The sequence below is a fragment of the Fortiea contorta PCC 7126 genome (assembly GCF_000332295.1).
Taxonomy (GTDB): domain Bacteria; phylum Cyanobacteriota; class Cyanobacteriia; order Cyanobacteriales; family Nostocaceae; genus Fortiea; species Fortiea contorta.
The window spans coordinates 1-14,220 of sequence record NZ_KB235931.1 but is presented as its reverse complement, the minus strand read 5'-3'; the positions used below and the strand labels follow the sequence as shown (position 1 = coordinate 14,220).

General features: G+C 43.0%; 13 protein-coding genes. 9 read left to right on the top strand and 4 right to left on the bottom strand.

Annotated elements, in window-relative coordinates:
- Positions 1–58: 58 nt before the first annotated feature.
- Positions 59–1,078 carry a S66 peptidase family protein gene (locus MIC7126_RS0124435; protein ID WP_017655752.1) on the bottom strand — a complete coding sequence of 340 codons (1,020 nt, stop codon included), beginning with the start codon at positions 1,076–1,078 and terminating at the stop codon, positions 59–61.
- Positions 1,079–1,138: 60 nt separating this feature from the next.
- Between MIC7126_RS0124435 and MIC7126_RS0124430 the strand changes: the two genes are divergently transcribed.
- The 5 genes from MIC7126_RS0124430 (at position 1,139) to MIC7126_RS0124410 (ending at position 8,538) form a co-directional block, all read left to right on the top strand.
- On the top strand, positions 1,139–1,786 hold the full coding sequence (locus tag MIC7126_RS0124430) for a DUF3386 domain-containing protein (protein ID WP_017655751.1): 648 nt from the start codon (positions 1,139–1,141) through the stop codon (positions 1,784–1,786).
- 285 nt (positions 1,787–2,071) lie between these two features.
- On the top strand, positions 2,072–2,302 hold the full coding sequence (locus tag MIC7126_RS0124425) for a NifU family protein (RefSeq protein ID WP_017655750.1): 231 nt from the start codon (positions 2,072–2,074) through the stop codon (positions 2,300–2,302).
- A gap of 148 nt (positions 2,303–2,450) precedes the next feature.
- On the top strand, positions 2,451–4,685 hold the full coding sequence (locus tag MIC7126_RS0124420; protein WP_017655749.1) for a glycoside hydrolase family 57 protein: 2,235 nt from the start codon (positions 2,451–2,453) through the stop codon (positions 4,683–4,685).
- A gap of 258 nt (positions 4,686–4,943) precedes the next feature.
- The gene (locus tag MIC7126_RS0124415; RefSeq protein WP_017655748.1) at positions 4,944–6,035 is read left to right on the top strand and encodes a protein kinase domain-containing protein; all 1,092 of its coding nucleotides are present in this window, start codon (positions 4,944–4,946) and stop codon (positions 6,033–6,035) included.
- A 469-nt stretch (positions 6,036–6,504) separates the two neighbouring features.
- On the top strand, positions 6,505–8,538 hold the full coding sequence (locus MIC7126_RS0124410) for a serine/threonine-protein kinase (RefSeq protein WP_026100500.1): 2,034 nt from the start codon (positions 6,505–6,507) through the stop codon (positions 8,536–8,538).
- A gap of 246 nt (positions 8,539–8,784) precedes the next feature.
- On the opposite strand, the gene MIC7126_RS0124405 is transcribed toward MIC7126_RS0124410, so the two are convergent.
- Positions 8,785–9,516, bottom strand: a complete 732-nt coding sequence (locus MIC7126_RS0124405) for a 2-phosphosulfolactate phosphatase family protein (protein ID WP_017655746.1) — start codon at positions 9,514–9,516, stop codon at positions 8,785–8,787.
- A gap of 331 nt (positions 9,517–9,847) precedes the next feature.
- Here MIC7126_RS0124405 and MIC7126_RS0124400 point away from each other — a divergent pair, with 331 nt between their 5' ends.
- Positions 9,848–10,267: a BlaI/MecI/CopY family transcriptional regulator gene (locus MIC7126_RS0124400; RefSeq protein WP_017655745.1), complete on the top strand. Its 420-nt coding sequence runs from the start codon at positions 9,848–9,850 to the stop codon at positions 10,265–10,267.
- Positions 10,267–11,106, top strand: coding sequence for a M56 family metallopeptidase (locus tag MIC7126_RS0124395; protein WP_017655744.1), 840 nt, complete (start codon positions 10,267–10,269; stop codon positions 11,104–11,106). The genes MIC7126_RS0124400 and MIC7126_RS0124395 overlap by 1 nt, the downstream gene beginning before the upstream one ends.
- A gap of 121 nt (positions 11,107–11,227) precedes the next feature.
- Here MIC7126_RS0124395 and aqpZ read toward each other — a convergent pair whose 3' ends face one another.
- Positions 11,228–11,995 carry an aquaporin Z gene (gene aqpZ / locus MIC7126_RS0124390; RefSeq protein WP_026100499.1) on the bottom strand — a complete coding sequence of 256 codons (768 nt, stop codon included), beginning with the start codon at positions 11,993–11,995 and terminating at the stop codon, positions 11,228–11,230.
- A 288-nt stretch (positions 11,996–12,283) separates the two neighbouring features.
- On the opposite strand from aqpZ, the gene MIC7126_RS0124385 reads away from it, so the two are divergent.
- Positions 12,284–13,243 (top strand): ribonuclease Z, encoded by a 960-nt coding sequence (locus MIC7126_RS0124385; RefSeq protein WP_017655742.1) that lies wholly within the window; start codon positions 12,284–12,286, stop codon positions 13,241–13,243.
- Positions 13,244–13,362: 119 nt separating this feature from the next.
- On the opposite strand, the gene MIC7126_RS0124380 is transcribed toward MIC7126_RS0124385, so the two are convergent.
- The gene (locus tag MIC7126_RS0124380) at positions 13,363–13,821 is read right to left on the bottom strand and encodes a helix-turn-helix domain-containing protein (RefSeq protein WP_017655443.1); all 459 of its coding nucleotides are present in this window, start codon (positions 13,819–13,821) and stop codon (positions 13,363–13,365) included.
- 76 nt (positions 13,822–13,897) lie between these two features.
- Between MIC7126_RS0124380 and MIC7126_RS0124375 the strand changes: the two genes are divergently transcribed.
- A partial coding sequence (locus tag MIC7126_RS0124375) for a site-specific integrase (protein ID WP_017655741.1) occupies positions 13,898–14,220 on the top strand: 323 nt, incomplete at its 3' end.

The window sequence follows — 14,220 nt, the reverse complement described above, 5'->3', positions numbered from 1 at the left end:
GGTAAGTTTTGTGGGAGGATTGCACCTCCTCAATTTTAAGTATTAAGTGCCACTAAATTTAAATTGTGGCTGAAGCTAACATTTGGATTGTCCCGGATTGGGCGTCGATTTCCACTTCTGCACCTACAGGAACAGTAAATTTATCTTTAATATGACCAATCATGGAACCGTACCACGCGGGAATTTTCAGAGGAATTAGATGCTGTTCCAAGATTTGTTTGAGCGTAAAGTTTGGTTCATCTCCTGGTGAACAATTGGTACATTGACCAAAAATTAAGCCAGTGATTTGATTTAAGATTCCCGCATTTTTTAATTGTGTCAACATCCGGTCTACGCGGTAAACATCTTCGCTAATTTCTTCTAGAAATAAAATGCTATTGTTCCATGAAGGAAGGTAAGGTGAACCGACCATTGCTGATAGAACTGATAAGTTACCTCCTATCAGTTTTCCTCTAGCTTTTCCTGGTGTAATTACTTCTATTCGTGTTTCACCATCGGCGAGATTTTGCATTTTTATCGCCTCTCCTTGAAACAAGAGACGTTGGAAATAATTGAGTGTGAATTGATTCCAGGTGGAGGTAGCTACTGGGCCGTGAAAAGTAATCAAGCGACTGCGGGCGTTGATTGCTAATAGTAAAGAAGTAATATCACTGTAGCCGATGAATATTTTGGGATGGGCGCGGATACTGGCGTAGTCTAGTAATGGTAAGATGCGGTTACAGCCCCAACCACCACGCATGGCAATAATGGCTTTTACCGTTTTATCAGTAAACATGGTGTTGATATCTTGGGCGCGGTCGATATCTTTACCTGCTAGATAACCGTAGCGGTCTAAAATATGTGCGCCTAGCTTGACTTTTAGTCCTAAATCTGCAAAGAGCGCCTGGGCGATAGTAATATCTTCCAATGTGACGATCGCTGCAGGCGCAATCAAACCGATAGTATCACCTTTGTACAACCGGGATGGTTTCGAGATTGTGTGTGGCGATCGCTCACCTTGGGCAGTGGGAAGATAAACTTGGGTGGCGAGGGTAGCTAATCCTAATGTAGTCAGAAATTGACGGCGATCGCTAGGCATAATGTCTTGATATTACCAATAGAGCGATACAGTGAATAAAAGTGAAGTCAAAGTGGTGCCATGACACAGCCAACAAAAGCAAGCGTTTTCTTCCAAACCGCTTATGAAGGTCGTTACACTTGGGACGCAAACTTTCCTGGTTACACTGCAGATGTGCAACTAATCCAAGGTGAGGAAGTTTACACTGGTGAGATTATCATTAACTGTGACTTGAGTATAAAAGTAACAGGAATTGCAGATGAACAGATTCAAGAAGGTATTTATATTCAATTACAAGATGTAGTAATTCATCGCCAACATTCCAGTTTTGAGCAGTCTCACGGTAAGTGCGAGTTTATTTTAGGCGAAACAGATGCAACTGGTGCGGTGGAAATTTTAGTTAAAAGCGACACCGTAGATTCTTATTATAAAATCCGAGAGGGAAAAATTTCTCAGGTAAGACGAGCGATCGCTCGCAATGCTTTTGTCATTGATACCCATGAAAACTTTGATACAGGCGCTGGTTACATTCCCAGTCGCTACGATGCTACATTCCGCAACTCTAAAACCGATGAAGTCACCAGCGTGCTGAAATTTGAAGATACCTACGAGAAATTTGGTGATTATTATTTAATGACTAAACAGGTTGTACACGAGTATCAAAATAGCGATCGCGCTACCACTGAATTCCGATACTCTAATATTAGGCTTTTGGGGCCTCGGACGTAGGGCGAAAAATACCAATAACCAGCGACAAATGACAAATGACAAGTGACAAACAACAAACTAGCTGCAATTCGGTCTAGGATCGTGGTGACAAAGCTAGAAAATAAAATTTAGGGAAATGGGAAATCGGGAATTGCTCAGGAAAAAGATGCAAGGGGAGGGTAAAAGAGATAGATAAAATACTCATACCCAATAACGCCACCTCTGACAACTTTGGCAATCAAAGCAACCGAGTGGCTCCGCAATTCCATTCTCCATACCATTTGTTAATTTACCGGGTCTAAAACTATGGAACTGACAATCGAAAACGTCGAAACAGTGTTGGATGAAATGCGCCCTTATCTGATATCTGATGGTGGTAATGTAGAAGTTGTAGAACTAGATGGGCCTGTAGTCAAACTGAGACTACAAGGTGCTTGTGGCTCTTGTCCCAGTTCGACAATGACTTTGAGAATGGGTATCGAACGCCGCCTCAGAGAAATGATTCCCGAAATTGCAGAAGTTGAACAAGTGATATAAGGGTGAGGGACTAGAGGCTAGGGGCTAGGAGTTGGGTGTTTAATTGTTTTGTGCTTTTGTACCTTGGATAGTACTTAATGAAGCTATGAATACTCAATTGCGATCATTGATAATTGATCAATAAATACCATTATCCTCACTATTCCCTATGTCTCACCCTCTCCATGTCGCTTTTATCTGGCATCAACATCAGCCGCTGTACAAATCTCCTGACAGCGGTGCTTCACTGGCTACTAGTCAGCAGTATCGTTTGCCGTGGGTAAGGTTGCATGGCACTAAAGATTATTTGGATTTGGTGTTAATTTTAGAGCGGTATCCCAAGTTACATCAAACGGTGAATTTGGTACCCTCTTTGATATTACAGCTAGAAGATTATATTGCTGGTACAGCTTTTGACCCTTATCTCACAGCTAGTTTGACGCCTGTTGAACAACTCAATCAACAACAGCGGGAATTTATCATTCAGCACTTTTTTGATGCTAATCACCACACTTTAATTGATCCCCATCCCCGCTATGCTGAGTTATATAACCAACGACAAGAACAAGGACAAACTTGGTGTTTAGCCAACTGGGAATTACAAGATTATGGTGATTTGTTGGCTTGGCACAATTTGGCGTGGATTGATCCCCTGTTTTGGGATGATCCCGAAATTGCCACTTGGTTAAAACAGGGTCGCAATTTTACTTTAAGCGATCGCCAGCGCATTTATTCTAAACAACGAGAAATTATCAGCCGCATCATCCCCCAACACCGGAAAATGCAAGCCGCAGGACAGTTGGAGGTGACAACTACACCATACACTCACCCGATTTTGCCCTTGTTGGCTGATACTAGTTCTGGGCGGGTAGCTGTGCCGAATATGACATTGCCTGGATACCGTTTCCAATGGGCAGAAGATATTCCCCGCCACTTACAAAAAGCCTGGGATTTATATACAGATAGATTTGGACAAGAACCACGGGGCTTGTGGCCTTCAGAGCAGTCAGTAAGTCCGGAAATATTGCCGTATATTATCAAGCAAGGCTTTAAGTGGATTTGCTCAGATGAAGCCGTTTTGGGATGGACACTGCAACACTTCTTTCATCGGGATGGGGCAGGGAATGTCCAGCAACCAGAACTACTTTATCAACCATACCGCTTGCAAACCCCAGCAGGTGATGTGTCAATTGTGTTTCGTGACCACAGATTATCAGATTTGATTGGCTTTACCTATGGGGCAATGCCAGCGAAAAAAGCAGCCGCAGATTTAGTAGGACACCTACAAGCGATCGCTAAAATGCAAAGAGACAGCCAAAATGAAAAACCTTGGCTAGTCACCATCGCCCTAGACGGGGAAAATTGCTGGGAATTTTATCCCCAAGATGGTAAACCCTTCCTAGAAGCTTTATATCAAACCCTGGAATTAGAACCCCATCTCAAACTTGTTACCGTCTCCGAATTTCTGGAACAATTTCCCCCCACAGCCACCATCCCAGGCGGACAACTACACAGCGGTTCCTGGGTAGACGGTAGCTTCACCACCTGGATTGGTGATCCCGCCAAAAATCGCGCTTGGGATTACCTCACCCAAGCCAGAGTCACTCTCGCAAATCATCCTGAAGCCACCGAAGAAACTAATCCCGAAGCTTGGGAAGCCTTGTACGCAGCCGAAGGTTCTGACTGGTTCTGGTGGTTTGGCGAAGGTCATTCTTCCAATCAAGATGCCATCTTTGACCAGTTATTCCGTGAACATTTGTATGGAATTTATAAAGCCTTAAATGAACCGATTCCTTCATACCTACGACAACCAGTAGAAGCCCACGCCGCCAGGACAGACCATCGACCAGAAGGCTTTATTCATCCTGTGATTGATGGTAAAGGAGATGAGCAAGATTGGGATAAAGCCGGACGCATAGAAATCGGTGGAGCGAGGGGAACTATGCATAACAGTAGCCTTGTCCAGCGACTTTGGTATGGGGTAGACCACCTCAATTTCTATTTACGCGTAGACTTCAAAAGTGGCATTGTTGTCGGAGGAGATTTGCCGGCAGAATTGAACTTGTTATGGTTCTATCCCAACAAAACAATGGTCAATAGCCCCATTCCCCTTGCCGAAGTACCAGATTCTGCACCAACTAATTATCTATTCCACCACCATCTAGAAATTAATTTGCTGACGCAGACGGTTCAGTTTCGGGAAGCTGGGGACACTTATCAATGGCATCCTCGTTTTAGTCGTGCCCAAGTAGCTTTAGATAATTGTTTGGAAGTAGCGATCCCCTGGGCAGATTTACAAGTACCACCAGATTATCCGTTACGTCTAATTTTAGTGTTGTCGGATGAAGGGCGTTTCCGTAACTATTTGCCAGAAAACGCTTTGATCCCGATAGAAGTTCCTTAATCAGTCGGTTGTAGCAAGTAGCGTGGAACCCCTGTTCTGCGCGCTGCTTTACCTGTCTGACACTTCATCCTTCACCCTTCCTTTCTTCCCTTGCAATTTATCCGGATTAATTTGCTGTAGGTTTTTGAATTTTAGATTTTAAATTTTGCACTGGATAATCATAAACGTTATGTTTCTGCAAAGATGTAGTAATCCTACTAGCATCCAAAAAACTTTACAGTTAAATTGATAACATCAAATAGTAGCTGTTATTCACCGATGCACAGATTTTCACCGAAAATAACGAAGTTACATGAAAGTGTTTCACAACAAACTCAACTCGGTCAAATGTGTGGTTCTAAAGAACTATTTCGCGATCGCTATGAAATCATCAGAATTCTAGGTAGGGGCGGTTTTGGCATCACTTTTCTAGCTAGAAATGCCCTATTGCCAGGAAAGCCATTGTGTGTAATTAAACAACTTTGCCCCAAAACTAGTAGCACCAAAAGCTTACAAAAAGCATCAGAACGGTTTGAAAAAGAAGCAAAAACTTTGGGTCAACTCGGTAGTCACTCGCAAATTCCCATGTTATTAGACTACTTTGAGGGCAATGGAGAGTTTTATTTAGTGCAAGAATATGTCCGTGGTTCCACTTTGGCTAGGGAGGTGAGACGAACTGGTCGCAAGAGTGAAGCCGCAGTTAAACAGTTTTTACAAGAATTATTACCTGTATTAAAATATCTGCACAAAAATCATGTGATTCATCGAGACATTAAGCCTCAAAATTTGTTGCGGTGTGAAGATGACCAGCGGTTTGTGTTGATTGATTTCGGTGCAGTCAAAGAGAAATTAGCCGAAGCTTGTGAAAATTCCAGCTATAAAAATGTGTCTACTAATTTTATTGGGACGATGGGATTTGCGCCGCCAGAACAGTTTTCGTTGCGTCCAGTTTATGCTAGTGATATTTATGCTCTGGGTGTAACAGCTATTTATTTATTGACTGGTAAAGGCCCTTTAGAATTTGAACATGACCGGAATACCGGTGAGATATGTTGGCAAAAAGAAGTGAATGTCAGTCAGGGGTTTGCTCAGATTTTGAGCAAAATGGTGAAAGTTTCTTTGGAGGAGCGGTTTAAGACTGCTGATGAAGTGATGAGAGCATTAAATTTACAAGGTTATATACCGACTTTAAATAACTGTTTAACTACCCAACCACCAAAAAACCCAAATCAGACACAACGAGAAAAATTGCCGATTTATATCCCACCTGTAAAAAGAACAGCGATCGCTATTCGTGAATGGCAAGCAAAATTCCGCTCAACTAAGCCACAAGAAGATTTGCACAACTATATAACTCAAGTATCAAATTAACAATTAATCATCAATTATTAACAATAGCCAAAACAATTTTATTCAGTATTTTGACTATTTTGAATAGGCACGGATGCTTTGATAATACCAACTACAAAAATACCGCACTCAATAAATTACAGTAGAGTCGCTGTCATATAACGTTTATGGCAAAAGAGTTATGAATTTGAGCAATGAAATCGGTATAATTTAAACAATTAATAGTTCACAAATTTTCTTGACAAAAAACGGCGATTTCAAAAGCTTTTTAAATCAGATCATTATATAATCGGAAAATAATCTACTAGCCCTCGTAGTTTTCCTCTTGGAGAAAACTGATTATGCTCAACAAACGCTAAATATATTAAGTAATTCCCCAGTCCCTAATACTAGGGTTGTCTACCATAAGTACGCGAGAGCTAATCTCAAATTCAGGGAAATTTCGGGGCAAACTTAGGATAATTTGTTATGCAGTCGCGCCTGTCAGATGATGATCTGCTGCTTAAATCCCGATTGCCCAAACCCTCTAAATCCTGATAGCAACAAGTTATGTCAAACTTGTAGCACGCCGTTGATACCACTGCTGAGAAACCGTTTCCGTGTGATCCGCGTGCTTTCAGATGAAGGGGGATTTGGCAGAACCTATCTATCACAAGATATTGATAAATTGAATGAACGCTGTGTCATTAAACAACTAGCCCCAAAATTTCAAGGAACTTGGTCACAAAAGAAAGCTATGGAGTTGTTTGCTGAAGAAGCAAAGCGACTGCAAGAACTTGGTGAACATCCGCAAATTCCCACACTAGTAGCTTACTTTGAACAAGACCACTGTATGTATTTGGTGCAGCAGTTTATTAATGGGGAAAATTTACTCAAGGAGTTACAGCGACGGAAGGTATATAAAGATAGGGATATTCAAGCAATTTTGCTAGATATATTACCTATACTTAAATTTATTCATGAGCGCGGCGTTATTCACCGCGACCTGAAGCCAGAAAATATTATTCGCTCTCATCTTGACGGAAGATTAAGTTTAATTGATTTTGGTTCTTCCAAGCAGTTTACATCGAGAGTACATAATAAAATTGGCACTTCGATTGGTTCTCATGGCTATTCTCCTATTGAACAAATTAGAGATGGTAAAGCTTATCCTGCTAGCGATTTGTTTGGCTTGGGAGCTACCTGCTTTCATCTACTGACGGGAATTTCTCCGTTTCAGTTGTGGATGGAACATGGCTACGCTTGGGTAGCAAGTTGGCGACAATATTTGCGGAGTCCAATTAATGCTGAATTGGATTATGTTTTAGATAAACTTTTACAAAAAGATATCCAGTACCGTTATCAAACCACGAGTGAAGTTATCAGGGAATTGGCGCCAAAATCACAGCTTTTGCTACCACCAGCTAATAGCAAAGCTACTAGAGTTCCTACAAATCAGACAAAATTTTTACCAAGAAAATTCAATATATTGAAAAGTTTAGTCTTGGTATCTGCATTTATTTTGTTATTTGGTTTTGGTGATGCTTGGTATCAGCAATATCAACATATCCAAGCTAGTTTAGCGTCTCGCTTGAGTCGGTCAAATCATCGACAAAGTAATAGTGAAGCGGTTCTGAGTGAGTCCGCAACAATTGCTTTGGGGAATGTTTCCTTAGCAAAAACTCTCAAAGGTGGTAAAAATTCGATTCTGTCTGTAGCTATTAGTCCCGATGGTAAGATGATTGCTAGTAATAGCGATCGCACCATCAAACTCTGGAATCTGGCTACAGGTGAGGAAATTTCTACACTCAATGGCCACTCTTTGAGGGTAAATGTGGTGAGTATCACCCCGGATGGCAAAACTTTAGTTAGTGGTAGCGATGACAACACTATTAAAGTCTGGAATCTCGCTACAGGAAAGCCAATCCATACCTTAATTGGGCATTCTGACTCAGTTCATGCTCTAGCTATCAGCCCAGATGGAAAAACTATAATCGATGGTAGTGATGATAACACCATCAAAGTGTGGAATTTATCTACAGGACAAATAATTCGGACACTAGTAGGACATGAGTTTTGGGTACGGTCAATTGTGGTGAGTCCCGATGGTCAAACCCTTGCTAGTGGTAGTTTTGATAAAACTATTAAGGTGTGGAATTTAGCTAAAGGGTATGCAATTCGGACGTTAGAGAATGCTAAAACTATCACATGTTTGGCAATTAGCCCGGATGGAAAAATTTTAGCCAGCGCTAGCCGCGATCGCACCATTAAACTCTGGAACTTGGCTAGCGGTGAAGAAATTTCTACACTGATGGGACACGCCAACACAGTCACATCTGTCAGCTTTAGTCCAGATGGGAAAACTTTAGTTAGTGGTAGCCGCGATCGCACAATTAAACTCTGGAATCTCAGTAGCAAAGAAGAAATTTTTACCCTAGTAGGACACACGAATACTGTGACGTCTGTTAGCTTCAGTCCAGATGGCAAAACCCTAGTCAGCGGTAGTGATGACCATACAATTAAGATTTGGCGAGTTGCTAGTTAGATGAACAGGGAACGGGGAATAGAGGATAGGGAATAGGGAATAGGGAATAGGGAACAATATAGCAATTTTCGGTCACGTGACGTATACTCGTAGGGGCACGGCAGTGCCGTGCCCCTACACCGGACGTATAATTTTGTACCGCATCTGAATGGGAAGCGCTATATATTTAATTTATTCTGTCTGGGTACTTACTTCATCCTAGGTAGAGCGCCAAACCACTCTACGTCTTCATCCTTCATCCTTCAGTTAACCTTTGAGAACTCCTGGTTCTTGTTGTATGGGTAAAACATTTAAAATATCAGTTTGGGAACAATACTTTAAATCTTCATGGCATTCCAGGCGTAATAAACGTTTGCCGTGGCTAGCTTGATGTAACAGCCCCAACAAATTATTTTGCCACTGAGAATAGAGCGCGATCGCACTAATTACCTCATCATTGCCAGCTATATCTTCTGGTGATAAGTGAGTTTGTTGGACGATGCTGTGGGCGATCGCACCTGCACAAACTGTATCTTCCAGAGAAAAACTGCCCTCCCAACCTGAACCAACAATCCAGACGGTTTCTGGTTGCTTATCTAGGAGAAATTGCACCACAGCAGCTCGGTTAATTAAAGCCGCGGCGATGACGATGGGGGCGTGCTGTACCCGTTTGAGGGCGCGAGTCCCATTGGTGGTGCTGATAAACAAGCGCCGCCCCTGCACCAATTCTGGTGTGCAATCGAGAGGAGAGTTACCTAATTCAAAGCCAGCTACTTTCGCGCCACCACGTTCTCCAGCTCGTAGCCGGTGTTCTGGGGGCCATTTTTCGCTGACTTCCATGAGTTGATCTAAATCGCTGAAGACTTGTACAGCTTCGCCTCCAGCTGCCAAGACGGTAGCCATAGTGCTAGTGGCTCGCAATACATCGACTGCGATCGCACATTCTGGGGCTTGATCTGCGGGAGTCAATTCCGGGGTGTGATAAACAAATAGCTTCACGTCTTAGATACGCCTGATCTAATACTGCCGAGTTTCATTTTAACCAGTTGATGTCATCTAAAAGATGAGAAATTTAGTAAAAAACTGCAGAGGTTGAGAGCGAGGATACTCTATGCATAGGGAAATGGCGAGATGGGGAATGGAAATTGGTAATCTTTAAATAATTGCGAGAACCTAGCTTTTATAAACGGTAATGTGAAAGAAGACTAGAACTTCTCCAGTCGCATTTTACTCGGCATTACTTGGGTAACAATCGGGAAACCTGCCCACAACGCTGGTTCTCCAATACCCAATACCCAACATCCTATTCTCTATCTACTTTGAATTGCTTATGGCTCCTTTACCTGACTACCGTCCTAAACAACTATCTGTTGGCCCCTTGGAAGCAGAAATTTTGCAGATTATCTGGGATTTGGGTTCGGCGACTGTGAAGGATGTACATGATCGCATTTTGGCTGATCCTAACCGTGAATTAGCTTATACTTCAGTTACCACCGTTTTGCGTCGCTTAACTGATAAAGGTTGGTTAATCTGCGATAAAAAAGGGCGGGCTTTCTATTGGCGACCACGGTTGACAAAGCAGCAGGCAGATGTAATCAAAGCACATGAGCAGTTGCAGCGATTTCTAGCGGTAGGTAATCCTGATGTGATTGCTGCTTTTGCAGATAGTTTGGATGCTGCAGCCAGTGAGCAAATAGAAGCGATCGCTAAACGCATTCAAGCTGCACGACAAGCCAGGGAGGAAAAATAATGCATTTGATGATGATTTTGGCTACTTTGGCTATTGCTTGGTGGTTGCGAGCCTCTGATATCGGCTCCCCTGCTAGCTGGAATTTGCGTTGGCAGCGATCGCTCTTTTTCTTTCTCTTCTCTCCTCTGCTGCTGTTGATGACAGCGATCGCCCTCATCATCATGGGTACCCAAGGGCAAATGGGAGGCATGTATACAGGTGGGATCAGCTATATTTTGGCATTAATATATCTTGCATTTTGTGCCATTATGTGCATAAAACTTTGTATCCAGGGGTGGCAATCTGTGAAATCTGCTCGTGACTGTCCCCTGGTGAATCTTGGCAATCAAGAAGCCCGGTTACTGGAGACAGGGGCGCTTTTTGCCGGACAAATAGGTTTTTGGCAACCAGAACTAGTAGTTAGTCAGGGCTTATTACAGAGCCTCTCTCCAGAGCATTTAGAAAGCGTCCTAGCCCACGAACAAGGGCATCATTACTATCGAGACACATTCTGGTTTTTCTGGTTGGGCTGGGTGCGTTCCTGCACAGCTTGGTTGCCAAATACAGAGATTTTATGGGAAGAATTGTTAGTTTTGCGGGAACTCCGGGCTGATAGTTATGCGGCGTCTCAGGTAGACCCCTTACTGCTAGCAGAATCACTGTTGTTAGTAGTTAGTAGCGCCCCTGTGTTATCTGAAATTTGCTGTGCTGCTCTCAGTTCACCAGAAGGCGATCGCCTAGAGCGGAGAATAGAAGCGTTGTTAACACCAACACAACCAACCCCAGAAACTCAATCACCATCTTGGAATGGCTTGCTGTTTGCATTCCTACCCCTAGTAGTTGTGATATTTCACACATGAAAGGGAACTCTTAACAGGGAACAGGGGTGAAGTCTGAAGTCTGAAGTCTGAAGTTAGCATCAAAACTCACTAACCCCTAACCTCTCATCCCTAACCCCTAGCCCCTAGCCCCTAACCCCTCTTAAGCAATCTCCGAAAGCTGTCTTTCTGAGGGACTTGGTGTTTCCAAAACCTGAGAATAGAAAACGCCTGCTAATGCTCCGCCGATTATTGGCGCTAACCAAAATAGCCACAGTTGTTGTAGCGCCCAACCACCGACAAACAGTGCTGGGCCTAAGCTGCGGGCGGGATTTACGGATGTATTGGTGACGGGGATACTAATTAAGTGAATTAGTGTTAAAGCTAGACCGATCGCCACGGGAGCAAAACCTTGAGGCGCACGGCGATCTGTAACACCGAGGATAATTACCAAGAACAGGAAGGTGAGTACGAACTCAGCAATAAAAGCTGCTAGTAAGGAATAACCACCAGGAGAATGCTCACCAAAACCATTAGCAGCAAAACCGCTTTTTACCAAGTCAAATCCTGGTTTACCGGTAGCAATTAAAGCCAAAACTCCAGCAGCGGCGATCGCTCCAAATACCTGAGCACCAATGTATACAAAAAGCTCAGAACCGGGGAAGCGTTTCGCAGCCCAAAGACCAATAGAAACAGCCGGATTAAAGTGACCACCTGAGATATGACCAACCGCATAAGCCATTGTCAACACGGTCAAACCAAAGGCCAAAGAAACACCCACTAAGCCAATACCCAGAGGAAATGCTGTATTTGCACCGATCTTAGCAGCGTCTGCAGTAAACGCTGCCGCCAATACTGCACTGCCACAACCACCAAAAACTAGCCAAAAAGTCCCCACGAACTCGGCTATACAACGTTTAGTTAGTGACATTTTCGTGAATTCTAAAAGAAATTAATCAATGGATGAGCAAATATTACCAGTCAGTTTTCTATACTGCTGATTTGTTTTAAATTTCTTTATGTATATAATTTTTTGTAAAGCGATTTATTTTTATATTTAAAATAATCAGCTATTTGCTCAAGTATAAATATCGTCAGTTAAATGTACTAACAATAGCAAAACCCCAATTCTCCATTCCCGCAAGCCTGAAAGCGCAACAACCGTGCCACTATAGAAAGTAGAGCGTCACATTCAGCAAGAGGAAGGCTAGAAAACGCTGTGCAGATTACATTTTTAGGGACAAGTTCCGGTGTACCAACAAGAGGACGCAATGTTTCCGGCGTTGCTCTCAGATTACCGCAGCGGGCGGAACTGTGGTTATTTGACTGCGGCGAAGGAACTCAGCATCAGCTTTTGCGGAGTGACCTCAAAAGCAGCCAACTGTCCCGAATTTTTATCACCCACATGCACGGCGACCACATTTTTGGCTTGATGGGGCTGCTGGCTAGTTGTGGGCTGGCTGGAAATGTGGAAAAAATCGATATTTATGGGCCACCTGGATTAAATGAGTACATCCAATCAGCTTTAAAATATTCTCATACACACTTCTCTTATCCTGTCAAGGTTCATACAGTCCGCCCTGGGATAATTTACGAGGATGAGGAATTTACTGTTACCTGCGGTCAATTGCATCACCGAATCACCGCTTTTGGCTACCGAATTGCGGAACGAGACAGAGTTGGACGCTTTGATGTGGAAAAAGCCAAAGCGTTGCAAATTCCTCCCGGTCGCATTTACGGTCAACTCAAGCGTGGGGAAACAGTTACCTTAAACGATGGACGGGTAATTAATGGTAGCGAATTATGCGGCCCAACAGAAATTGGCCGGAAAATCGCCTACTGCACAGATACAATTTATTGTGACGGTGCGGTGCAATTAGCGCAAGATGCGGATGTGTTAATTCATGAAGCCACTTTTGCACATCAAGATGCAGACATGGCTTTTCAAAGATTGCATTCCACTAGCACAATGGCGGCGCAAACAGCCTTAGCAGCTCAAGCTCATCGGCTAATTATGACGCATTTTAGTCCTCGATATGCTCCCGGCAATGTTTTAGAGTTGAAAGATTTACTTAAAGAAGCCAGAGCGATTTTCCCGAAGACGGATATGGCTCATGATTTCATGATTTATGATGTACCTAGGCGTCGGGAAGTTGAATTAACTAAAGTGGGTGTTTAAGGCTCCACAATCAAGGTATGAATCTAAACGATACAAGTAAATAAAAGGGAATAGGTATTGAGCCGAGATACGTGTAAAAACCTGCAAGATGGTCTGGAAAGCCTTGTTGTATATAGGCTTTAGCGATTTTCGCTTCCATCCTTATAAGGCTTTCCACATAGTGGACAAAATTTATACCTCAACGACACCACCATCTCACCACAATTCCGACAACTAGCCTGCAACTGTGTACCGCACAGATAACAAAACTTAGCCCTAACATTTCCCCACATCGGATCAGCAGCACCCCCAGGATTCCAACATTGGGGGCAAAACTTAATCACTGGCATTGCTACAACCTCTTCCCCCCTAACAACAGCCTGCAAATACTCAACCGGCACGGACAAAGCTAGCGCCAGCCCACTGAGAGTTTTATGGCTGAGTCTCATCGTCAGTCCCCGTTCAATCTTCCCCACAGACCGAGAATGAATACCAGCAGCATCGGCTAACTCAAACTGAGTTAAATTGAGTCCCTTCCTGATCCGCAAAACATAGTCAGCTAGGGATTCTCCATGTTTTGGTGTCTTAAAAGTATCCATAAAATGCTGTCAATGCTCTTATCTAGAGATATATAATTTATGAATAAATTACCTTGCTAAAAACACACTTTTTCCAGTGAAGCAAGCTGTCACATTAGCCACCGTTGCCGTCAAATTTTTAGAACGGACTGGGCTAGCACCCAGTACCATCAAAACCTACGAAATAACTCTCTTGAGCTTACTAGCAGAGTACGGAAGTTGGTCAATCGAAATTATCAGTAAGCAAACATTAGTTGAGTATCTAGATACACTCTCACATTTAAAATACACAACCCACCACAAGCATCAAGCAATACTGCAAAGCCTATTTAACTTTGCCGTCGAGCAAGGGTATATAAAATCCAACCCAATTCGGGGATTAAAACAGCGTCCCCCACAACGAGAAAAAGGCGAACATAA

Coding starts and splice junctions, on each gene's coding strand:
- MIC7126_RS0124420 (WP_017655749.1), top strand. CDS start 2,451: ATGTCTCACCCTCTCCATGTCGCTTTTATCTGGCATCAACATCAGCCG.
- MIC7126_RS0124380 (WP_017655443.1), bottom strand. CDS start 13,821: ATGGATACTTTTAAGACACCAAAACATGGAGAATCCCTAGCTGACTAT.
- MIC7126_RS0124430 (WP_017655751.1), top strand. CDS start 1,139: ATGACACAGCCAACAAAAGCAAGCGTTTTCTTCCAAACCGCTTATGAA.
- MIC7126_RS0124425 (WP_017655750.1), top strand. CDS start 2,072: ATGGAACTGACAATCGAAAACGTCGAAACAGTGTTGGATGAAATGCGC.
- MIC7126_RS0124435 (WP_017655752.1), bottom strand. CDS start 1,078: ATGCCTAGCGATCGCCGTCAATTTCTGACTACATTAGGATTAGCTACC.
- MIC7126_RS0124415 (WP_017655748.1), top strand. CDS start 4,944: ATGCACAGATTTTCACCGAAAATAACGAAGTTACATGAAAGTGTTTCA.
- MIC7126_RS0124410 (WP_026100500.1), top strand. CDS start 6,505: ATGATCTGCTGCTTAAATCCCGATTGCCCAAACCCTCTAAATCCTGAT.
- aqpZ (WP_026100499.1), bottom strand. CDS start 11,995: ATGTCACTAACTAAACGTTGTATAGCCGAGTTCGTGGGGACTTTTTGG.
- MIC7126_RS0124400 (WP_017655745.1), top strand. CDS start 9,848: ATGGCTCCTTTACCTGACTACCGTCCTAAACAACTATCTGTTGGCCCC.
- MIC7126_RS0124395 (WP_017655744.1), top strand. CDS start 10,267: ATGCATTTGATGATGATTTTGGCTACTTTGGCTATTGCTTGGTGGTTG.